This is a genomic window from Primorskyibacter marinus, from assembly GCF_003313245.1.
Classification (GTDB): Bacteria; Pseudomonadota; Alphaproteobacteria; order Rhodobacterales; family Rhodobacteraceae; genus Primorskyibacter; species Primorskyibacter marinus.
Map to the genome: position 1 here is coordinate 513948 of NZ_QJSD01000001.1, position 21807 is coordinate 535754.

Here is a 21807-nt window from a genome sequence, read left to right on the forward strand (position 1 = left end):
TTAGAACCCGCATCGACCCTTCTGGAAGGATAAAGACCATGCTGGATCTGAGCTATGAGGCCCCCAAGCCCAAGGTGATCGCCGGGGCGAAACACGACTGGGAACTGGTGATCGGACTCGAAGTCCACGCCCAGGTCGCCAGCAAGGCCAAGCTCTTTTCCGGTGCCTCGACCAAATTCGGGGCAGAGCCAAATTCAAACGTCGCCTTCGTGGATGCCGCCATGCCCGGCATGCTGCCCGTCATCAACGAATTCTGCGTTGAACAGGCGGTGCGCACCGGGCTGGGCCTGAAAGCGCAGATCAATCTGAAATCCGCCTTTGATCGCAAGAACTACTTCTACCCAGACCTGCCGCAAGGCTACCAGATCAGCCAGCTTTACCACCCCATCGTGGGCGAAGGCGAGGTGCTGGTCGATATGGAACCCGGCATCGCGCGTCTGGTGCGGATCGAACGCATCCACATCGAACAGGATGCCGGCAAGTCGATTCACGACATGGACCCGAATATGTCTTTCGTGGACCTCAACCGCACCGGCGTCGCGCTGATGGAGATTGTCAGCCGCCCCGACATTCGCGGCCCCGAAGAGGCCGCCGCCTATGTGACCAAGCTGCGCCAGATCTTGCGCTATCTTGGCACTTGCGATGGCAATATGCAGAACGGCAACCTGCGCGCGGACGTCAACGTCTCTGTCTGCCGACCCGGCCAGTATGAGAAATATCAGGAAACGCAGGATTTCAGCCATCTCGGCACGCGCTGCGAGATCAAGAACATGAACTCCATGCGGTTCATTCAGGCCGCGATCGACCATGAGGCGCGGCGCCAGATCGCCATTCTGGAAGCCGGCGGCGAAATAGATCAGGAAACCCGGCTGTATGATCCCGACAAGGGCGAAACCCGCTCGATGCGGTCCAAGGAAGAGGCGCATGACTATCGCTACTTCCCCGATCCCGATCTGCTGCCGCTGGAAATCGAACAGGGCTGGGTGGATGATATCGCCGCCAGCCTGCCCGAACTGCCCGACGCCAAGAAGGCGCGTTTCGTCAAGGATTTCGGCCTGTCGGAATATGACGCGTCGGTCCTGACGGCCGACACTGCCAATGCCCGGTATTTCGAACAAGTCGCCGGCGATACCGATGGCAAGCTTGCCGCCAACTGGGTGATCAACGAACTGTTCGGACGCCTCAAGAAAGAAGACCACTCCATCGAGGACAGCCCGGTCTCGCCCGAGCAGTTGGCCGGCATCATCAAGCTGATCCAGAAAGGCGAGATTTCCGGCAAGATCGCCAAGGACCTGTTCGAGATCGTCTACACGGATGGCGGCGACCCGGCGCAGATCGTCGAAGAACGCGGCATGAAGCAGGTCACTGATACCGGTGCCATCGAGGCTGCGGTGGACGAGATCATTGCCGCCAATCCTGCACAGGTCGAAAAAGCCAAGGCCAATCCCAAACTGGCGGGCTGGTTCGTCGGTCAGGTGATGAAGGCGACGGGCGGCAAGGCCAACCCCAAGGCCGTGAACGAAATTGTGGCGGCGAAGCTCGGCCAATAGGCCGGGCGCACCCAATTCCGGCGCTGTGGAAAGGAAACGGCAGCCCAGATCAGCCGGGCCTTATGCGTGCGGACGCGCTTTCCAAGCGGCTATGCGCCGCTGAAAATCGTCAATACCTGTCTGAAACCTCCTGTTTTGTGCGCCTGCGGCCACAATATCGAAGGGTTACGCCGATGAGTTCCGTCTGACTTGGCGGACCGGCTTCGGATTGCTAGCCTTTGGCAACGCTATCGCGGAGCCAGCATGACTGCATTTGAGTACAAGGTTGTTCCCGCCCCGTTCGAGGAGGCACAGGCAGGCGGCTCTGGCGGTGCCGAGCAACGCTACGCCTGCGCCCTTGCAGAGGTGATGAATGCTCTTGGTGCCGAAGGGTGGGAATATCAGCGCGCCGAAGTCCTGCCCGTGGATCCAACGGTGGATGCGGCATCAACCGCGCAGGTCTTTTGCAACGTCCTGATTTTCCGCCGCCGTCTGAAAGCCGTGCGCAGGACAACACGGGATGTCTCCCCCAGCGCGCCGCTTTTGTTAAAGCGCCAGAGGGTCGCTGATGACACACCGCAGCCGAATGTAATGCTGCTTTCACAACCAGAAGGACCGGCAGATGCGACATCTATCGAACCGGCGGGCGGTCATGCGCCTGATGCGCCTTTGGCGACGCAGCCAAAGACGCATATTGCGGCGGGAACGGATGAAACAGCGCAGGCAAAACGCAAAGCGTCGTCACCAACGCCGCTAGACCGGCCCGATGGCAAACCTATACAGGCGACGGGAACCGCCACGCCCGATCGACGCCACGCGCAGAAGAACACCCCGATACCGGGTGACGCCAAATCAGACATCCTGTCATTAAAGGGATTTGCGGTGCCCGCCCTGGACCTGTCAGCCTGGGCCGCCCCGGCACCCGCGGCCCCGCGCCAAACCGAAAGACAAACCGAAACTCTGTCGAAAGGCCGGTCAAGAACGCCATCCCCAGCCGCGTCACCCATCGGCACTGCGCCCCGGCCAGAGCCCGGCCCGGCCCTGCGCAGCCGGGCTGCACAAATCCGGGCACGCGAGTCCGGTCTTGCGAAGGAATAATCGTTCGGCTCCTGTCCAGTTGGACCGCTCCTTCCTGTCACAGATATTTGCAAGCCGCGCGAACAGGTCGTCTGAACGTCAGCGTAAAACCACCTAAAGGCGATTCCCGCCATGGCAGCCAAAAGCCGCCTAACTGTTCAGATCAAGCGACAAGGCATGGATCTGTGACATCAAAGTTGCGCCCAACGCCTCATGCACGGCGCGATGCCGGGCGATGCGGGACAGGCCGTCAAACGCCTCGCTGCGCAGCCGTACCGAGAAGTGACTTTCGCCGCCCTCCTGATAACCCGCATGTCCGCGATGCTTCTCACTGTCATCAACGACGTCCAGCTCTCGCGGGGCGAAAGCCTTTTGCAGCCGTTGGCGAATTTCTTCTGTTCTGGTCATTTTTTCCTGCCTGCCCCCTACACTCTGTCGGTGGATAGTCTAGAGTTGGTCGTCCGAGTCGAAAAGGTGTTCCCATGAGCAAACCAGATCCCTTCGGGTTCGATATGTCTGTATCAACCGCGAAGAAAAAAAACCCACGCGGACGGCGTGGCATGTCCGGTGCGTCCGAAACCTCTACCCGTCTGTGCGAGCACGAAGGCTGCGAACTGCCCGGAAAATTCCGTGCGCCCAAAGCGCCCGATGTCTTGGATGAATACAAATGGTTCTGCAAGGACCATGTACGCGAATACAATCTGAAGTGGAATTTCTTCCAGGGCCAGACCGAAGCCGAGTTGAACGCTCAGGCGACCAAGGACAAGGTCTGGGAACGCGAGACCAAGGATTTCCGCGACCCCGAGGCACGCGCCTGGGCACGGCTGGGGATCGAGGATCCGCATCAGGTGCTGGGCGACAATGCCACGCGCAATCCCGGCAAGCAGGGGGTCGGCACCCGCCGTCTGCCGCCAACCGAACGACGCGCGATCGAGATCCTGGACGCGCGAGACAACTGGTCAAAGGCCGACGTCCGCAAATCCTACAAGGCGCTTATCAAAGTGCTGCATCCTGACATGAATGGCGGGGACCGCAGTCAGGAGGACCAGCTTCAGGAAGTGGTCTGGGCATGGGATCAGATCAAGGAAAGCCGCAATTTCAAATAGGCGTGATTCCGCCACCGCTGAACGCACAGTTAACGATCCGTTAACAGTCAGAAGGGTAGCGTTGCCGCAGTGGTAAATGTGCAGGTGTGGCCATGAAGATCCTGATTGTAGAGGATGATCACGTTCTCTGCGATGTGTTCGCCACATCGCTTCGTGATGCCGGTCACGAGGTCCACAAAGCCTTTGATATCAATAGCGCGATCGACCGTCTGCGCGGGCGTGGTTATGGCCTGGTGATTCTGGACTACTACCTGCCCGATGGTATTTCCCTGCCGGTTGCAGAATACACTTGCGTGGCATGTCCCGATGCGCGGATCATTCTGCTGACGGGATCGGGCGTGTTTCCCAACGGCGAAGCCAGCATCCTGGCCCCCTGCGTGGACTGGATGTTGCGCAAGCCCGTGCCTCTCGAAGACTTACACGCCCTTGTCGACTATGCCGCCCTCGACGCGGAGTCGCGCCCGTCGTGACACGAAAAGGTCAGATCAACCTGTTGACGGCGTTTGCACTTTGCGCCGTTATTGCCGGATTGACGTGGTTCGTGTTGGACAAGCAGCGCGAACTGCGTTTTCGGGAACTGGCCCAGACTGAAAGCGACTTTCGGCTTCGCGCGCTTGCTCGGGACGTCAAGGTTCGCGTCAATGCGATCCGCCACATTGCTGCATTGTGGCGCAAGTCGGATGCCAGTTCAGACGAGTTCACAGCAGAGACCCAAGACTATATCGACCAGTTCCCCGGCATCAGATCTGTGCGCTTTATCGACGAAACCCTTGTCGTCAAGTTTGTAACACCAGCGGATCAGCCTCCCGCTACCGGGGTTCCTCTTACAGCGCTGGGTGCAAGACAACTGCGCGCATCCGAATTGGCGCGCGACAGCGGCGAAATCACCCTGTCCGGCGCGGTCGACCTGTATGACGGATCCGGGCGGGGCTTTGTCGTTTATATCCCGATCCGCCGAGGCGAAGATTTCCGGGGGCTTGTTTCCGTCGCCTTCAACGCCGAGGAATGGCAGCGCGAATTGCTGTTGCTGGACGACAATCCGCATTTCGGAAACGACTTTTCCATTCGTATCGAATTCGATGGCAGCTTGCTGTACGCGGACACCGATTTTGCCACGATGGGGTCGCCTCAGGTCGTCTCGGAAACGGACCAGCTTTGGGGGCACACGCTGCGCATGCAAAGCCATCCGACACCCAGCTTCGTGAAAGCAAACCGTGACATCTCACCGGAGGTTGCCGCCTTGCTTTTGGGAACATTGTTGTTCGCGGGATATCTGCAATTCATGCTGCTGCACCGGGGCAATCAAGCCGAAGCCCGCGCCGACGCCGGCAATGCCAGATTGCGGCAAGTCAATGAGGCGCTGGCGCTGGAAGTCGATGATCGCCGCCGGGCGGAGGCCGCCGCGCGCCAATCCCAGGCGGCGACGTCACGTTTCCTGACCACGATGAGCCACGAAATTCGCACGCCGCTGAACGCGATCATGGGCATGTTTCAGTTGATTGAGGCGGCGGACATTCCCGAACGGCACCGCAAACAAGCCGCGGCGGGCTATGCTTCTTCGCAACGGTTGTTTCGCGGACTAACGAATGTGCTGGAGGTGTCCCGTCTGGACGCCGGAGCATTGACCATCGTCGAAGATCATATCGAATTGGAACCCCTGATCGCCAACTGGCACGCGACACTCGAAGGGATTGTGATCCGAAGCGGCAAACCCCTGGATATGCATCTGGAACTGGGTGATGCGCTTCCGAAAACAGTCCACATAGACGCCGGGCGCGTGACACAGATCGTGACCAATCTGGTGGATAACGCGGTCAGGTTCACCGCCACCGGCAGCATCACCCTGGCAGTGCATATGGCAGGACGTTCCGGAAACAGCCTGGAAATCGAGGTGCGAGACACTGGCGAAGGCATCCCGGAAGAGCGCCGCCACACAGTGTTTCAGCGTTTTTATCAACTTGACAATGGGTTAGCACGCCAGCATCAGGGGTCAGGACTGGGCCTTTCAATTTGCCGGGATATTGCTCGATTGATGGGGGCGAACCTGACACATTCGGACCGCAAGCCGCTTGACGTAGGGTCCGGCTCGACCTTCACGCTTAGGTTGCATAGCGTCCATCCTCGTCGCGGTGCCTTGTCAGAATAACGTCCGGCCCTGGGAGGGGTATTGTGAAGAAGATTATCGTAGTCGATGACGATCCCACCACGCGCTACATGATGTCAGAGTTGCTCGACACGATGGGGTATGAATGTGAATGCGTGGCCAATGGCATGGCCTGTATCGCGCTGCTGCGTACGGACCCGGAAAATTACAGCATGGTCCTCATGGACATTCATATGCCGGGCGTCACCGGGCTGGATACGGTCTCGTACATCCGCACATTGGAAGAAGATCCGCCACGGTCCATTCCGATTGTCGCGATCACCGCCGACAGCAACTTCCACGCGCGGCGCACCGTTCAGCGTTATGGCCTGAATGATGTCCTGCCAAAACCCGTGGACATGGTGCAGCTTGGCAATACACTGAAAACCTATCTGGGCAAGGCCGCCTGAGCGCCAGACGCCTGCCCGGATATTGTATCTCAAGCCGCTTGAAAGACCAGACTGGCACCGTTCAGGCAGTGACGCTTGCCGGTGGGCTCGGGGCCATCGTCAAAGATATGGCCGAAATGGCTACCGCAGCGGCGGCAGTGAACCTCGGTCCGCACGCCAAAAAATGACCGGTCAGGTTTGGTCTCGACCGCATTCGGCAGGGATTTGTAGAAGCTGGGCCAGCCCGTGCCACTGTCGAACTTGTGTTCTGACGAGTAGACATCCAGATCGCAGCCGCGGCACTGATAGATGCCCGCGTCATAGACCTTGTCGAGAGGCGACGTCCCGGCCCTTTCGGTCCCTTCTTCGCGCATTACTTCATATTGCAGGTCGGTAAGCATGGCTTTCCACTCTGCCTCTGTGCGGGTGACTTCAAACCCGGCGGCAAGTGCGGTCGTGGATGTTGTGGCAGCGGCGAAGCCGCCACCGATGGCAGTTATCAGAAAAACACGGCGTTTCATGATGAGCCTCCTCAAGCATCGGATTTCATTTCAAATAGTCACGCCACCCGCAATTTTGCAATCACGGGTGGCGCAATTTCATGTGACGAGCACGGCGCATACCGGATCAGTGGAGGCTGTCCCGGCCCGCCAAGCCCTTACATCGCTGGCAGAAGAACCTTGTCGATCACATGAATCACACCGTTGGATTGCTTGACGTCGGCAATTGTCACGGTCGCGGTGCGGCCACGCTCGTCTTCCAGCATGATCGTGCCGTCGCCATAGGTTGCCTGCAACGTGCAGCCGCCAACGGTCGGAACCGGGTGCTTGCCGCCATCATCGTCAACCATACCCATAATCGCGTCGGACATCGCATTTGCCGAAACAACATGGCAGGTCAGGATTTTGGTCAACTGGTCCTTGTTTTCGGGCAGAAGCAGCGATTCAACGGTGCCGTCAGCCAACTCGCCGAAGGCTGCGTTGGTGGGGGCGAATACTGTGAAGGGGCCTTCGCCAGACAGGGTTTCTACCAGACCGGCAGCTTTCACAGCGGCAACCAGTGTGGTGTGCTCGGCGGAGTTCACGGCGTTCTCTACGATGTTCTTGTCTGCGAACATCTCGGCACCACCCACCATGGGGTTTTCCATGCTGTGGCTTTCGGCCTGTGCGGCAACGCCGGCGAGACCAAGTGTGGCGGCAAGGGCGATTGTGGAAATGGTTGTCTTGATGGTCATAAGAAAATCTCCTGTAAGGCCCAACTTCCTTGCTGGGGGTACTGGGATATACGAGGCGGACTCTCAGGTAGTTTCAAAATCGCAGGTAACATGTTGATCACGCCTTGATCACGGAAGCGAGAGCACCGTCAGGCCGGTCATGGGCAGGATGAAAGCGGCGCGGTCCCATGGGGAGCACCGCGCCGTTTCTTCAACACATATAGGCTATCAGGCAGGTATTGGCCTTATATCAGCGCGGACCGTGCGACGCCCCATGTCAGGACTCGACCGACAATGTCCCGGCTGCGCGCACTGCCCCGGTCGGTGCCCCCGTTGGCGAGCCACCCGGAGGTTCATCCGAGATCGCCAGCGTGGCACCGGGCAGCAATGCGGCCAACTCGGCCGGGACGGCCACACGCGTATCGCCGTCAGGATCAAGCAGACCCAGCGACACCGGCGCATCATCCCCGACAATCAGCCACATCTCGGCAACGCGGTCAGGCGGAAGGCTGCCCGCGTTCTGCACGACATGCAATTCGCCCGCACGGACATTATAGACAGCAGCCAGTTCCAGCGTTCCTTCGACAGGGGCCAGATCGGCCCGCAAGCCCGGTTCTGCGAATTGGTCCAGAACGCCCAAGCTTACCACGCCCCAAGCCAACGCGGCAGCGGCCAGCGCACCAGTCAAATAAGGTATGATTTTCTGCAAAACCGACTTTTTGCGCCCGAACAACCGCCGGTTCACCGCCCTCAGGACATCTGATCGTGGCGTCACTTCGGATGCACCTGCTTCGAACTGGACGAAATACTCTGTCCAGAACACGACCTCATCGCGCAGGTCCGGATTGTCGCGCATCTCTGTCTCGAAAGCTCGGGCGTTTCGTCGGTCCAGCAGTCCCAGGGAATACTCGGCCGCGCGGATCAGCGGAGCGTCATCTTCGGGGATATCCGGGGTTTCGTCGATCATCGGCTCAGACACTCCCGAAGATCCAACAGGCTGCGGCGCAACCAGGTGCGGACGGTGTTCAACTTGGCATCCAGATGCGCGGCCAACTCTGCATAGCTGTCGCCATGCAGATAGACCCTGCGCAGCATGTCGGCCCGGTCCTGTGGCAATTCGTCAAAGCATTCATCAACTTGCGACTGGGTGCTTTTGGCAATCGCCTGGGCTTCGGGCCCCGGCGAGGGATCGGGCATCTCGTCCATGGCTTCAGACGGAGATGTGGCGCGCCGCACCCGCACCCGGCGACGGTCAATCGCCAGATTCCGGCTGAGCGTTATCAGCCAGGTCATCGGGGACAGCCCGTTGACGCGGTAAAGACCGGCTTTGTTCCAGATGCGCACATACACGTCTTGCAAGACCTCTTCGGCTTCGCTTCGGTTGTCCAAGACACGCAGCACAACCCCGAAAAGTTTCGCCGAGGTGCGCCGATAAAGTTCCGCAAAGGCCGAACGGTCGCCCAATGCCACTTGCGCAAGCAGTGCTTCGATCTCGTCCTGTGGTGTCATTCCGCTTACAAAACCTCCATGGTTCCGTGAATAAATCACAGCTTTCGACGGCGTACCAGCGTCTCGGCGGGTTCACTTCCCCTTGCCCCTGACCTCGATATGTTGCACCACAACCCGAAAGCAAAGAGACGAGATCGAAGGAACAGAAAACATGGCGGACGGCTTGATTGACATCGATGCAAAACCCACCGAGGAAATCTCGGTGCAGGACGTTTTCGGCATCGAAACGAATATGGCCGTCAAAGCCTTTGCCGATCGTTCGGACCGCGTGCCCGACATCGATTCGACCTACAAGTTCGATCCAGATACCACGTTGGCCATTCTTGCGGGCTTTGCCCATAATCGCCGGGTAATGATCCAAGGCTATCACGGCACGGGCAAATCCACCCATATCGAACAGGTTGCGGCCCGGTTGAACTGGCCCTGCGTGCGCGTCAACCTTGACAGTCATATCAGCCGGATCGATCTGATCGGCAAGGACGCGATCAAGCTGGTGGACGGCAAGCAGGTCACGCAATTCCAGGAAGGCATCCTGCCCTGGGCGCTGCGCAACCCGACGGCCATCGTGTTTGACGAATATGACGCGGGCCGCGCCGACGTGATGTTCGTGATCCAGCGTGTTCTGGAAGTGGACGGCAAGCTGACGCTGCTGGATCAGAACGAGGTTATCAACCCGCACAAGTATTTCCGCATCTTCGCCACCTCGAACACGGTGGGTCTGGGCGACACGACGGGCCTGTATCACGGCACCCAGCAGATCAACCAGGGTCAGATGGACCGCTGGTCGCTGGTCGCCACGCTGAACTATCTGTCGATCGACGCCGAAGCCTCGATCGTTCTGTCCAAGACACCGCATTACAACACCGAAAAGGGTCGCAAGACCGTGCGCCAGATGGTGACCGTGGCGGACCTGACCCGAACCGCCTTTATGAACGGCGACCTGTCCACGGTGATGAGCCCCCGGACAGTGATTGCATGGGCGCAAAACGCCGAGATCTTCCGTAACTTGGGCTACGCCTTCCGTGTGTCCTTCCTGAACAAATGCGACGAGTTGGAGCGCCAGACCGTTGCCGAATTCTACCAGCGTTGCTTTGACGAAGAACTGCCCGAAAGTGCGGCCAGCGTGAGTCTGGGGTGATCGTCCGGGCAGGTCCGATCCGTCGGTCACCTGCCCGACGCCTGACATGCGCTGTTCTTGCAACCGCGCTGATCGGCATCGCCTCTGGCGCGGCAGCGGAAGACCCGCTTTACCCTGCCGCACAATGTTCTGCTTTTTGGCTGGGCTACGCGGACTATGCAAAGGTCTCGGCCTATCTTGACCCCGACCCGGCCGCGGCACAGGCTGCGGCAGCGTTCCGGTCCGTCGCGCGACGGATGAGTGGGACAGACGCCGAAATCGATGATTTCATCGCCGAACAACGCCCGTTGATGGTACTGATGATGGAAGGCTATATTTATGGAGGCGACCGCCAGAGCCGCGAGATGTTTGAACGCCTCACCGGTATCTGTCAGGACTTTGCAAAGCGCCATCCGGAAACACGGGATCTGAAATGACCAAAACCGACAACCCCGCCGACCCGTTCAAGAAAGCCCTCGCCGAGGCGACAAAGGTCATGGCGCATGACCCTGAACTGACCGTCAGTTATACCGTTGATCCGTCGGGCGTGTCGGGCGATGCGATGCGCTTGCCGCAGGTCAGCCGCCGGATGACGCGCGACGAGGTGCTGCTGGCGCGCGGCACGGCAGACGCTTTGGCCATGCACCGCCGCTACAATGACGCTGGCACACATGCACGTTACGCGCCGCCGGGCGACATGGCGCGCGAGCTTTACGAGGCAATGGAAACCGCCCGCTGCGAAGCGATGGGCGCGCGCGACATGCCCGGCACGGCTGGCAATATCGACGCCAAGATCGGTGCCGACGCGGCCAAGCGCGGCTATGATCAGGTCAAGCAAGCGTCCGACGCACCGCTGCCGGTGGCGGCGGGCTATCTGATCCGGCATCTGGCCACGGGGCGTGATATGCCGCAAGGCGCGCAGAACGTCATGGATCTGTGGCGCGGGTTCATCGAAAATCAGGTTGGCGGCTCGCTGGACAACTTGCAGGACGTGCTGTCCGATCAAAGCGCCTTTGCCAAGCTGACCCGCAAGGTGATCTCGGATCTGGGCTATGGTGACCAGTTGGGCGATGACCCGGACGAGGCGGATGAGGACGCATCGGACGAGGCCGAAGAAGGCACGGACGATGAGGATGATCCCGAATCCACCGGCCAGGACGATCAGGACGATGACGAGGCCGAAGCCAGCCCCGAACAGTCCCAGGACGAAACGCAGGACCAAAGCCAGGCCCAGGTGTCCATGGATGACATGGCCGAGGATGAGTTGGGCGAAGAGGCCGAGATGCCAGAGGGCGATGCCCCGCTGGAACCGCCGCCCCCTGCCCCGTTCTCGGACGCCGATCCCGACTACACCGTTTATGACACAGAGTTCGACGAAGAGATCGCCGCCGAGGATCTGGCCGAACCCGCCGAGCTGGAACGCCTGCGCGATTACCTCGATCAACAGCTTGAGCCGCTGAAAGGTGCCGTCTCGCGGCTGGCCAACAAGTTGCAGCGCCGCCTTCAGGCACAACAGAACCGCAGTTGGGAATTTGATCTGGAAGAAGGCATTCTGGATGCCGGGCGACTGGCCCGCGTCGTGGTCAGCCCGACAACGCCGCTGTCTTTCAAGGTCGAAAAGGACACAGAGTTCCGCGATACGGTCGTGACGCTGCTGCTCGACAATTCCGGGTCTATGCGTGGACGGCCAATCTCTATCGCCGCGATCTGTGCCGATGTTCTGGCCCGTACACTGGAACGCTGCGATGTGAAGGTCGAAATCCTCGGCTTCACCACCCGCGCCTGGAAAGGCGGGATGGCGCGCGAGAAATGGCTGGGATCGGGACGCGAACAGCAGCCCGGCCGCCTGAACGACCTGCGCCACATCATCTACAAGCGCGCCGATGCGCCCTGGCGTCGGGCACGCGCCAACCTTGGCCTGATGATGAAAGAGGGGTTGCTGAAGGAAAATATCGATGGTGAGGCACTGGAATGGGCGCATCGGCGGATGGTTGTGCGTCCCGAGGCGCGCAAGATCCTGATGGTAATCTCCGATGGCGCGCCTGTGGATGACAGCACGCTCAGCGTGAACCCCGCGAACTTTCTTGAAAAGCACCTGCGTGACGTGATCGCAATGGTAGAGCGGCGGCGTCAGGTCGAACTGCTGGCGATCGGCATCGGCCATGACGTGACGCGCTACTATGACCGCGCGGTGACGATCACCGATGTCGAGCAACTGGCCGGTGCGATGACCGAACAACTGGCCGGGCTGTTCGACAGCGACCCGCGCGCACGCGCAAGGATCATGGGCATCAAACGGGCAAGTTGACGGCTGCCGGACCGGGCGTCGCACGATGACCTTCGCATAGGTCGCGTTTCGTGCTGCCCGCTCCGGCACCTGCTTGTACCGGCATTTACAATTGCAAGGGCGAAGGCCCGAACCGGAGGGCCGCGATGTTTCAGAAATTCACAGAGACGGCGCAGCCGGAAAAAGGCCCCGAGCGTCTGGCCGCATTGCGCGCCGAGATCAAAGCGCAAGGGCTGGACGGTTTTCTGGTGCCGCGCGCGGATGTCCATCAGGGCGAATATGTAGCCCCGCGGGATGAACGCCTGTCCTGGCTGACGGGGTTTACCGGGTCTGCCGGGTTCTGCGCCGCGCTGAACGATGTTGCGGGCGTGTTCATCGACGGGCGCTACCGCGTTCAGGTCAAGGCACAGGTGGCGGACAGCTTTTCACCAGTGCCTTGGCCCGAGGTCAGCCTTGCCGATTGGCTGCGCGAACAACTGCCCGAAGGGGGGCGCGTCGGGTTTGATCCCTGGCTGCATACACCTGCGCAGATCAAGGAACTTGAAGAGGCATTGGACGGCAGCAACATCGAAATGCGGCGCTGCGCCAATCTTGTTGATCGGATCTGGCAAGACCAGCCCGGCCCGCCAATGGCACCGGTCATCGCGCAACCTTTGGAATATGCGGGCCAGACGCATGATGCCAAGATAGGGCAACTGGCCAAGGAACTGGCTGAAAAGGGGCTGACTTCTGCTGTGCTGACCCTGCCCGACAGTATCTGCTGGCTGCTCAACATCCGTGGCAGTGACATCGCGCGAAACCCGGTGGCGCAGGGCTTTGCCGTGCTGTCGGCAGAGGGCCGTGTCGTGCTGTACATGGCCGCCGAAAAACTGGCCGAAATCCGCGATGACCTGGGCGCGCTGGTCGAGATCCGCGCGCCTTCGCGCTTTGAACCTGATCTCGCAAATCTGACCGGTCCGGTGGGTGTCGATCACGCAACGGCCCCGCTTGCCGTTGTCGATGCGCTGGACGCCGCAGGCGTCGAACACCGCGATCTGACCGATCCCTGCATCCTGCCCAAGGCGCGCAAGAACGCGACCGAAATCGAAGGCGCGCGGGCCGCGCATCGGCGTGATGCTGTTGCAATGGTGCGGTTTCTCGCGTGGTTTGATGCGCAGCCCGCGGGCAGCCTGACAGAGATTGACGTGGTCCACCGGTTGGAGGACGAACGCCGCGCCACAAACGCCCTGCGCGACATCAGCTTCGAGACGATCTCGGGCGCGGGTCCACATGGCGCGATTGTTCATTACCGCGTGACAGAAGCGACGAATGCGCCGGTCGAGGACGGGCAGTTGCTGCTGGTCGACAGCGGCGGGCAATATCAGGACGGCACCACCGACATCACCCGGACCATGGCCATCGGCACGCCGGGACGCGAGGAATGCGAGGCGTTCACCCGCGTGTTGCGCGGCATGATCGCGCTCAGCCGCGTGCGCTGGCCCGCGGGCATGGCGGGGCGGGATCTGGATGTTCTGGCCCGCGTGGCACTTTGGGAGGCGGGGCTGGATTACGGCCACGGCACCGGCCACGGCGTCGGCAGTTATCTCAGCGTGCATGAAGGCCCCGCGCGGCTGTCGCGCACCGGCACCGTGCCGCTGGAACCGGGGATGATCCTGTCCAACGAGCCGGGGTTTTATCGCGAAGGCGCCTATGGTATCCGGATAGAGAACCTCGTCGTGGTCGAAGAGGCACCCGCCCTGCCCGGTGGCACCGTTCCGTCAATGTTGCGTTTCGAGACACTGACTTATGTCCCTATTGACCGTCGGCTTGTCTTGCCGGACATGTTGCCGCCAGCCGATCGAGACTGGCTCAACACCTACCACGCGCAATGTCGCGAGCGACTGGCCCCTCTGGTGGGCGAAATGGTGCGCCCGTGGCTTGTGGCCGCGACCGCGCCGCTTTGACATCGAACCGTTATAAATCGGCGCTTACGCTCCGCCGAGCCCACTGAAAGGACGACATACATGGCAAGCCATATCAAAATTCGCAAGGCCGAAGGCACCTGGGTGGTGCGTGCAGGCGGCGCGGTTCTGGGCGAAAGCAATGACGTGCTGGAATTGCAGGAAGGTGACTATCCGCCGGTGATCTATTTCCCGCGCTCTGATCTTGCGATGGCCTTTCTTGAGCCGACCGATCACAAGACCACCTGCCCGCATAAGGGCGAAGCGAGCTATTTTTCCATCGTGACCAAAAGCCAGACGTTGCAAAACGCGGTCTGGTCCTACGAATCCCCCAACGAGGATGTGGCCCGGATCCGCGATCATCTCGGGTTCAGCATTGGCGAATATCTGGCGGTCGAACAGATCTGATCGGCCAAGCGCCTGTCCCGAACCACAACTTTCGGGATTGGCCGTGTTCGCCGCGCGGGCGTGGATCACGAGACGATAAAACGCGGTTACCTTGGGCTGCGTAGCGCTGTGCAATTCCTGCATTGGCGCTTTTTCATGTAAAAATCGCCAGCGTCTTGCACGAAGACGTTCCGAAGTTCAGTCTTTCTGTCTGGCCGACGCCTTGCGCCGTGCCAACAGCAACGTGTGGCCGGTACATTCCGGATCTTCGGGAACAAAATCCTCGCATTGCATCCCGGCCGTTTCAAGAATTGCCTTGTATTCGTCAGGTGCCAGTGAGGAATGGTACACTGTCTCGCCCGCGACCGTGCCCGTAATCTCTCCGTCAGCGGGACCGACAGTCAGCAGCAACCGGCCGCCCTCGGCGACGTGATCGGCAATGCGTGGCAGGGCCGCGCGTTGCGCCTGTTGCGTGAGGTGAAAGAAGCTGCCCCATCCGATCACGGCATCAAAACTGCACCCCAGGGAAAGCGTCGTCATATCGGCCAGAACCCATCTCGCATCGGGAAACCGGCGCTTTGCGATCCGCAGCATCGGAGCGGCAAAATCAACGCCGGTCACATCGTATCCTTGCGCTATCAACCAGCTGGCAATCGGTTCGCCGCCGCCGCAGCCCAGATCAAGCACCGACCCACCGGGCGGCACATCTGCGACGGCGCGCTCCAGCCACGCACGTTCAAACAGCGAACGGTTGCGGGCCCGGTCCCATGCCTCTGCCTGTCGCTCATAGGTTGCGCGGACCGATCTGGACAGGCGGGCCATTTCTGACGCATCGGACATCGGGTTACTCATGGCAATGCAAGCCCCCGAAACGGTGGAAAATCGGCATAGCGTTCGCGGCGGGTTTCAAGCGGCTCTGACGGTTTTGCCCCGGCCCGCAGCAACGTACCGCGCGGCGCGATATAGCTGTCGATCCGTCTCTGCGGTTTGGGCCGCCAAGATATATTGAAGGCGCAGAGCTTGGGGAAAAACCAGATCTCGGAATAGGCCAGATGGTCATGCAGCCACCACGCCAGATCGCGCCAATCGCGGCCCTTGGCGTAGCGGTCGGCGAACCACGGGATCACGACCGACGCGCCGGCAATCCGCGCGTCGCCTTCGCCCCGGTCCCAGATATGGCACTCCAGCGGATTGTCGTTGCGCGCGCAGTTCAGACCATTTGCATTGCCGTGAGCGTTCAGCACAGCCGAGCGATAGCCCGACCGGATGGCGATCCGCCCGAAAGTTTCGGTCAGCGGGTCCAACAGAGTTTCGCACAGCGCGCGCCCGGTCTCGATCGCAAGATCGGGATTGTCTGGGATGTTGGGGATGCCGTGAAAGCCGCCGATCTCGGAATACAGGAAATCACGCATGTAGAAGTGCCGCGACAGCCGGGTGCGGCCCAGCGTTTCCAGTGCCCACATGCTGCCGGGACGCCGCATTACCGCTGGCAGTCTTGCCGCGCGCAGGCAGATCTGACCAGCATCCTCACGGCATCAATACCCGTTCCAGCGGAACGCGCCCTGCGGTCCCAGTGGCGAGAACGGGTTATGCGCGATCTCCCATATATGACCGTCGGGATCCGAAAAATAGCCGTGATAGCCGCCCCAGAAAGACTCTGCCGCTGGTTTCAGGATTTTCGCCCCTGCCGCCTGCGCGTCGGTCATCACCGCGTCCACAGCGGCCCGGTCCGGCAGGTTATGCGCCAGCGTCGAGCCGCCGGTTCCAAGCGTTTCGACCGCAACGCCAATATCGTCTGCCAGCGCCTCCAGCCCGAACAGGCCCAGCGTCTGGCCCAGCAGATCGAACGCCACCACACCGTCGGGGCTGTCCACCCGTGTCCAGCCCAAGGCCTCGTAGAAACCGGCAGAGGTTTCCATATCCCGCACGCCAAGCGTCACAAGACTGATGCGCTGTTCCATCGCGGCGTCCTTTCCTGTTGGTCGGGTTCAGCCTGCCCGCTGAACGGCTTCCAGACAACCCGTTACCTTCGCCGGTTCACGCATCCTTTTCGGCGCGGGCGATCACCTCCTCCACAGAGGACTCGATCAAGGCCAGACAGTCAGCGTCAGAGAACCGGTGATCGGCACCATCAACCAGCACCAGCCGCATATCGGGCGATGCAGCGTGATCCAGCAATTTCAGCGCCCGGTCGGGATGTACGGATGTGTCGGCGGTGCCTTGCAACAGGCGCACCGGGAACGGCAGGTCCAGCGAAGAACGCAGCACCAGATGATTGCGGCCATCCTCGATCAGGCGGCGGGTTATGATATACGGATCGCCATATTCCGACGGCAGCGCGAGCTGCCCGTCCTGCATAATCGTCTCGCGCTGATCCTTGTCGAAATCCGCCCAGAACCCGTCTTCGGTGAAATCGGGCGCGGCGGCGATTGTGACCAACCCCGCCACATCGGCCAGCCGCTGCGTCATCAGCAACGCGATCCAGCCGCCCATTGACGAGCCGACCAACAACACCGGGCCTTGCGTCACGGCCTCGATCACCGATTGCGCATCCTCGGCCCAGTCGCCGATGCAGCCATCCTCGAACGTGCCGCCGGATGCGCCGTGACCGGAATAGTCGAACCGCAGAAAGGCGCGGCCCGTGGCTTTTGCCCAATCCTCCAGATGCACGGCCTTGGTGCCTTGCATGTCGGATTTGTAGCCTCCCAGAAAGACCACTGTCGGGCCTGTTCCGGGCGTGAATTCATAGCCGATGCGGCGGCCAGCAGCGGTGTCGTGAAAGTCCATGTCAAATCCTTCGTCTTTGCGCGCGATCATGCAGGCGCGCGCGGCGGGCTTCAACGCGATTGTCTGCGTGCTCAGACCCTCTCTACCTCGCGCAGACCCAGCGCCAGCACCCCGCCAACCGCCGACAGACCCGCGAATGCACACAAGGCCGCCACCGGGCCAAGCAGGCTAAGCCCGCCGCCAAGCGCGCCGGTGACCAAAAGCAGCACGCCAATCACCGTGTTGGCAAGGGCCGCATAGGTAGAGCGTTCATCCTCGGGCGACATATCGACAAGATAGGTAGACCGCCCCTGCCGCACGCCGTGATAGGCCAGCATCAAGGCGAACAGGATCGCCGGAATGACAAGCTGGATTTGCGCGACGCCCGCCCATGCTGCCAAGGGGGCCGCCCCGATGGCCAGCGCACCGCCGAACCCGCACAGCGCCAATACCCAGCGCGAGGACCGGTCCGACAGCCTGCCCCAGACATACGAGCTGACAAAGGATGCCGCAGCCGAGGCCAGCACCAATGCGCCCAGCTTTCCAAGCGCCGAGCCATCACCCCCGCTGAGCAGCACCAGATAGGGCGGCGCAAGTGCCGTAGCCGTCAGCGCGCCGCGCACAAGGATATAGCGGCGGAACTGCGCATCCTCGCGCAGCGGGGACAGGTCGATTGCCGGGGCATCCCTGTCCTCGGACGCGTCCTCTTTCAGGGTTGAAAACAGCAACGCCGCCCCCAGCCACAGACAGGCCGCCAGCCCTACCGCCACGGCGAGTGCAGAGACGCTCTGCAACCAGCCGCTCATCAGCAATAGCGCAAAAACCACCACGCCGACCGCCGAGGCCGATCCGGCGACGCCGGTCACCGCGCCACGCCGCGTCTTGGCCACGGTCTTGCCCAGCACATCCTTGTAACTGACAGAGGCACAGGCCCGCGACACGGCCAGCACCGCCAGCAGGCCGCAGATCACCAGACCGGCGGCCACGCCTTGCAGCGTCAGAGCCGCCAAAGCGATGCCCGCCGCCGAAACCCCCTGCCCGGCCGATCCCGCAATCCATGCCCATTTGCGATATTTCATGCGCCGCACCCAGCCTGCCAGAGCAAGCTGTGGCAACAACGCCCCGGCCTCGCGGATCGGCACCAGAAGCCCGGTCAGATAGGCGGGCGCGCCGATGGCGTTCAGCAGCCAACTCAGCACCAGCTTCGGGTCGATCAGGCCGTCGGCGACCTTGGTCATGCTCAGCGCGGCCATGTGGCGCAAGCCGTTGCGCGCGTCGCGTTGATCGGCCTTTGCCTCGCTGCCGGTCAAAGCCTGAAAAACCGCCCCTTCCTGATGCTCTGCCATCGTGTCGTCTCTCCGCTACATCCGAACCCGGCGCGCCTTGACTCAGGTCGCGCCAATGGGCACATAGCGCGGGAAACACAACCCGCAACCGGGCGTTCCGTGGGCGCCAAACTGACGAGGAGCCGGCCAATGAGCCAGATTTCCCTGACCTTTCCCGATGGCAATGCGCGTGACTTCGACAGCGGTGTAACCGCCGCAGAGGTCGCCGCCGCGATTTCAAAGTCGCTCGGCAAGAAAGCCATTTCCGCCAGCATCGACGGCGCGCATTGGGACTTGCAATGGCCCATCGAACAGGACGCCGCCATCGCCATTCACACCATGGCCGACGCGCCTCAGGCGCTGGAACTGGTGCGCCACGATCTGGCGCATATCATGGCCCGCGCCGTGCAAGAGCTGTGGCCGGATGTCAAAGTCACCATCGGCCCGGTGATCGACAATGGCTGGTATTACGATTTTGACCGCGCAGAGCCGTTCACACCCGAAGATCTGGGCGAGATCGAAAAGAAGATGCGCGAAATCATCAACAAACGCGACCCCGTGACCACCGAGGTCTGGGAGCGCGACCGCGCGATCAAGCATTACGAGGCCAATAACGAACCCTACAAGGTCGAACTGATTGATGCCATTCCGGGCGACGAGCCGCTGCGCATGTATTGGCACGGGCATTGGCAGGATCTGTGTCGCGGGCCGCATCTGCAAAACACCGGGCAGGTTCCGGCGGACGCGTTCAAGCTGATGAGCGTGGCCGGAGCCTATTGGCGCGGCGACAGCGATCGCGCCATGCTGCAACGGATCTATGGCGTTGCCTTTCAGAACAAGGAAGACCTGCGCAAATACCTGCATATGCTGGAAGAGGCCGCCAAACGCGACCACCGCAAGCTGGGCCGCGAGATGGACCTGTTTCACATGCAGGAAGAAGCGCCGGGGCAGGTATTCTGGCACCCGAACGGCTGGCAGATCTATACCGGGCTTCAGGATTACATGCGCCGCAAGCAGCGTGCCGGCGGCTACCGCGAGATCAACACCCCGCAGGTGGTGGACCGCAAGCTGTGGGAGGCATCGGGCCACTGGGACAAATACCAGCACCACATGTTCCTTGTCGAAGTTGACGAAAGCCGCGACGGCGAGAATGACGATGCTGCGGTTAAGAACAAGGGCCAGACCCGGATCAACGCGTTGAAACCGATGAACTGCCCCTGCCATGTGCAGATCTTCAATCAGGGCCTGAAAAGCTATCGTGACCTGCCGCTGCGGCTGGCCGAGTTCGGATCCTGTGCGCGGTTCGAGCCTTCGGGCGCGTTGCACGGAATCATGCGGGTGCGCGGGTTCACTCAGGACGATGCGCATATCTTCTGCACCGCCGATCAAATCCAGGAAGAATGCGCGCGCTTCATCGACTTTCTGGCCGATATCTACCGGGAGCTTGGCTTTCCGGACTTCGAAATCCGCTTTGCCACCCGGCCCGAAAAGCGTGTCGGGTCCGAAGAGTCGTGGGACTATGTCGAGAATGCCCTTGAAAACGCCATCAAGGCGGTGGGGCGCGACTATACGCTGGAGCCGGGCGATGGTGCCTTCTACGGCCCCAAGCTTGATTTCTACCTGACCGATGCGATTGGCCGGGTCTGGCAATGCGGCACCTTCCAGGTGGACCCGAACCTGCCCGAACGTCTTGATGCCAGCTATATCGGGCAGGACGGCGACAAGCACCGCCCCTTCATGCTGCACCGCGCGACATTGGGCAGCTTTGAGCGGTTCATCGGCATCCTGATCGAGGAACATGCAGGCAAGCTGCCTTTCTGGCTGGCCCCGCGTCAGGTTGTCGTCGCCTCCATCGTGTCCGAGGCGGATGACTACGTCCACGAGGTCGTGGCGCAATTGCAGGCGCAGGGCGTTCGTGCCGAGGCGGATATTCGTAACGAGAAGATCAACTACAAGGTCCGCGAACATTCCGTCGGCAAAGTCCCTGTCATTCTCGCCATCGGACATCGCGAGGTTGAAGAGCGTACCGTGACCATAAGGCGGCTGGGCGAAAAACAAACTTCGGTCGAACAGCTGGAAACTGTCGTTTCCGACCTGAAGGCCGAAGCGACGCCGCCGGATCTTCGGAAATAGCCGTTTCCACCTGCGCCTGAACGGCGGCAGCGAAACGAATTGAATCTTGGCGCGCCCGGTGTTTTGCGGCCCTGACGCGCCAAGATTTCCTGTTGCGCCCGGCAAACAGTATCGAGCGCAACAGCCATGCACCGGCATCAGACGGTCCGGATTGCGTTAGTTGGAAAACCGGCGCTATCCTGCCCGCAACCGATCAAACCCGGTGTTTATGGCTGAACCAGGCGCTTAAAAATGTTACAAATGCCGGATCAACGAAAGATCTGATCCTTGGCGAGGGCGAAATCTGTAACATTCGATCACGTCAGCTTGGAACTCGCGCGCTGGCCTTATGAAGTGAATTTTCAAGAACCCAATGATCCCAACGTTTTGCCGCGCGCGCAGCATGACAGCGGCCTCGCGGATCCTGACGCGCGCGTGATGCACAGCGCTGTGAGTAGCCAGAGTGCCCGCCTGGCGGGTACCTTTTCTTTATCGCATCTCGGCGATTATGAATTTCATCAACCCAGGAGGTACATCCATGTCAACATCCATGAAGACCGCAGCCATCGTCGGCGCCGTTGCCGCAACCTTTGCCGCGCATGCCACAACTGCATCCGCGCAGGATCAGGTGAAATGCTTCGGCGTGTCGCTCGCCGGTGAAAATGACTGTGCCGCAGGTCCGGGCACGACATGCGCGGGCACATCCAAGGTTGACTACCAGGGCAATGCATGGACGCTGGTCGATGCCGGTACCTGCGAAGAAATGGAACTGCCTGCAATGGCCGACGGATCAGCGCGCATGGGCTCGCTCGAAGCGCTGGAACGTGACCTGCCAGCGTCGTAAACTGACAGAGGTCGGGGACCGCGCCGCACCCACCCTTGCGCAGTCCCCGGCTTGCCTGCGAAT

Annotated in this window: 23 protein-coding genes; 13 read left to right on the forward strand and 10 right to left on the reverse strand. The window is 60.9% G+C overall.

Going from position 1 to position 21807, the window contains the following annotated elements; all coding sequences use genetic code 11:
• Positions 1 to 38 precede the first annotated feature (38 nt).
• A complete protein-coding gene (gene gatB / locus DMZ65_RS02425) occupies positions 39 to 1550 on the forward strand; it encodes an Asp-tRNA(Asn)/Glu-tRNA(Gln) amidotransferase subunit GatB (protein ID WP_116597279.1) in 1512 nt (503 codons plus the stop codon).
• A 243-nt stretch (positions 1551 to 1793) separates the two neighbouring features.
• Positions 1794 to 2627 (forward strand): DUF4177 domain-containing protein, encoded by an 834-nt coding sequence (locus tag DMZ65_RS02430; protein ID WP_116597280.1) that lies wholly within the window; start codon positions 1794 to 1796, stop codon positions 2625 to 2627.
• Positions 2628 to 2756: 129 nt separating this feature from the next.
• On the opposite strand, the gene DMZ65_RS02435 is transcribed toward DMZ65_RS02430, so the two are convergent.
• Positions 2757 to 3014: a BolA family protein gene (locus tag DMZ65_RS02435; protein WP_116597281.1), complete on the reverse strand. Its 258-nt coding sequence runs from the start codon at positions 3012 to 3014 to the stop codon at positions 2757 to 2759.
• A gap of 74 nt (positions 3015 to 3088) precedes the next feature.
• Between DMZ65_RS02435 and DMZ65_RS02440 the strand changes: the two genes are divergently transcribed.
• The 4 genes from DMZ65_RS02440 to DMZ65_RS02455 all read left to right on the forward strand — a co-directional run bounded on the left by DMZ65_RS02440 (position 3089) and on the right by DMZ65_RS02455 (position 6265).
• On the forward strand, positions 3089 to 3712 hold the full coding sequence (locus tag DMZ65_RS02440; RefSeq protein ID WP_116597282.1) for a J domain-containing protein: 624 nt from the start codon (positions 3089 to 3091) through the stop codon (positions 3710 to 3712).
• A 92-nt stretch (positions 3713 to 3804) separates the two neighbouring features.
• Positions 3805 to 4182 carry a response regulator gene (locus DMZ65_RS02445; RefSeq protein WP_116597283.1) on the forward strand — a complete coding sequence of 126 codons (378 nt, stop codon included), beginning with the start codon at positions 3805 to 3807 and terminating at the stop codon, positions 4180 to 4182.
• Positions 4179 to 5858 carry a sensor histidine kinase gene (locus DMZ65_RS02450; RefSeq protein WP_198662605.1) on the forward strand — a complete coding sequence of 560 codons (1680 nt, stop codon included), beginning with the start codon at positions 4179 to 4181 and terminating at the stop codon, positions 5856 to 5858. The genes DMZ65_RS02445 and DMZ65_RS02450 overlap by 4 nt, the downstream gene beginning before the upstream one ends.
• A gap of 23 nt (positions 5859 to 5881) precedes the next feature.
• Positions 5882 to 6265, forward strand: coding sequence for a response regulator (locus tag DMZ65_RS02455; RefSeq protein ID WP_116597285.1), 384 nt, complete (start codon positions 5882 to 5884; stop codon positions 6263 to 6265).
• 29 nt (positions 6266 to 6294) lie between these two features.
• Here DMZ65_RS02455 and msrB read toward each other — a convergent pair whose 3' ends face one another.
• From msrB to DMZ65_RS02475, 4 genes are all read right to left on the reverse strand, one after another.
• A complete protein-coding gene (msrB, locus tag DMZ65_RS02460; protein ID WP_116597286.1) occupies positions 6295 to 6765 on the reverse strand; it encodes a peptide-methionine (R)-S-oxide reductase MsrB in 471 nt (156 codons plus the stop codon).
• A gap of 137 nt (positions 6766 to 6902) precedes the next feature.
• Positions 6903 to 7478 carry a fasciclin domain-containing protein gene (locus DMZ65_RS02465; RefSeq protein ID WP_116597287.1) on the reverse strand — a complete coding sequence of 192 codons (576 nt, stop codon included), beginning with the start codon at positions 7476 to 7478 and terminating at the stop codon, positions 6903 to 6905.
• 256 nt (positions 7479 to 7734) lie between these two features.
• Positions 7735 to 8424: an anti-sigma factor gene (locus DMZ65_RS02470; RefSeq protein WP_116597288.1), complete on the reverse strand. Its 690-nt coding sequence runs from the start codon at positions 8422 to 8424 to the stop codon at positions 7735 to 7737.
• Positions 8421 to 8966 (reverse strand): sigma-70 family RNA polymerase sigma factor, encoded by a 546-nt coding sequence (locus DMZ65_RS02475; protein WP_116597289.1) that lies wholly within the window; start codon positions 8964 to 8966, stop codon positions 8421 to 8423. The genes DMZ65_RS02470 and DMZ65_RS02475 overlap by 4 nt, the downstream gene beginning before the upstream one ends.
• 151 nt (positions 8967 to 9117) lie before the next feature.
• On the opposite strand from DMZ65_RS02475, the gene cobS reads away from it, so the two are divergent.
• From cobS to DMZ65_RS02500, 5 genes are all read left to right on the forward strand, one after another.
• Positions 9118 to 10104, forward strand: a complete 987-nt coding sequence (cobS, locus tag DMZ65_RS02480) for a cobaltochelatase subunit CobS (protein WP_116597290.1) — start codon at positions 9118 to 9120, stop codon at positions 10102 to 10104.
• The gene (locus DMZ65_RS02485; RefSeq protein WP_116597291.1) at positions 10101 to 10520 is read left to right on the forward strand and encodes a hypothetical protein; all 420 of its coding nucleotides are present in this window, start codon (positions 10101 to 10103) and stop codon (positions 10518 to 10520) included. Before cobS ends, DMZ65_RS02485 begins: the two co-directional genes overlap by 4 nt.
• On the forward strand, positions 10517 to 12391 hold the full coding sequence (gene cobT, locus DMZ65_RS02490) for a cobaltochelatase subunit CobT (RefSeq protein ID WP_116597292.1): 1875 nt from the start codon (positions 10517 to 10519) through the stop codon (positions 12389 to 12391). The genes DMZ65_RS02485 and cobT overlap by 4 nt, the downstream gene beginning before the upstream one ends.
• A 125-nt stretch (positions 12392 to 12516) precedes the next feature.
• Positions 12517 to 14313 (forward strand): aminopeptidase P family protein, encoded by a 1797-nt coding sequence (locus DMZ65_RS02495; RefSeq protein ID WP_116597293.1) that lies wholly within the window; start codon positions 12517 to 12519, stop codon positions 14311 to 14313.
• A gap of 60 nt (positions 14314 to 14373) precedes the next feature.
• On the forward strand, positions 14374 to 14718 hold the full coding sequence (locus DMZ65_RS02500) for a DUF427 domain-containing protein (RefSeq protein WP_116597294.1): 345 nt from the start codon (positions 14374 to 14376) through the stop codon (positions 14716 to 14718).
• A gap of 177 nt (positions 14719 to 14895) precedes the next feature.
• Here DMZ65_RS02500 and DMZ65_RS02505 read toward each other — a convergent pair whose 3' ends face one another.
• From DMZ65_RS02505 to DMZ65_RS02525, 5 genes are all read right to left on the reverse strand, one after another.
• On the reverse strand, positions 14896 to 15549 hold the full coding sequence (locus tag DMZ65_RS02505) for a class I SAM-dependent DNA methyltransferase (protein ID WP_232824858.1): 654 nt from the start codon (positions 15547 to 15549) through the stop codon (positions 14896 to 14898).
• On the reverse strand, positions 15546 to 16160 hold the full coding sequence (locus tag DMZ65_RS02510; protein WP_116597295.1) for a hypothetical protein: 615 nt from the start codon (positions 16158 to 16160) through the stop codon (positions 15546 to 15548). The genes DMZ65_RS02505 and DMZ65_RS02510 overlap by 4 nt, the downstream gene beginning before the upstream one ends.
• Before the next feature lie 72 nt (positions 16161 to 16232).
• Entirely contained in the window at positions 16233 to 16658 is a 426-nt protein-coding gene (locus tag DMZ65_RS02515; RefSeq protein ID WP_116597296.1) for a VOC family protein, read from the reverse strand.
• 76 nt (positions 16659 to 16734) lie between these two features.
• Positions 16735 to 17514, reverse strand: a complete 780-nt coding sequence (locus DMZ65_RS02520; RefSeq protein ID WP_116597297.1) for an alpha/beta hydrolase — start codon at positions 17512 to 17514, stop codon at positions 16735 to 16737.
• A gap of 41 nt (positions 17515 to 17555) precedes the next feature.
• Complete coding sequence (locus DMZ65_RS02525) at positions 17556 to 18809, reverse strand: MFS transporter (RefSeq protein ID WP_116597298.1); 1254 nt, start codon at positions 18807 to 18809, stop codon at positions 17556 to 17558.
• Positions 18810 to 18938: 129 nt separating this feature from the next.
• Here DMZ65_RS02525 and thrS point away from each other — a divergent pair, with 129 nt between their 5' ends.
• Entirely contained in the window at positions 18939 to 20921 is a 1983-nt protein-coding gene (gene thrS / locus DMZ65_RS02530; protein WP_116597299.1) for a threonine--tRNA ligase, read from the forward strand.
• A 517-nt stretch (positions 20922 to 21438) separates the two neighbouring features.
• Positions 21439 to 21744, forward strand: coding sequence for a BufA1 family periplasmic bufferin-type metallophore (locus DMZ65_RS02535; protein ID WP_116597300.1), 306 nt, complete (start codon positions 21439 to 21441; stop codon positions 21742 to 21744).
• Positions 21745 to 21807 lie beyond the last annotated feature (63 nt).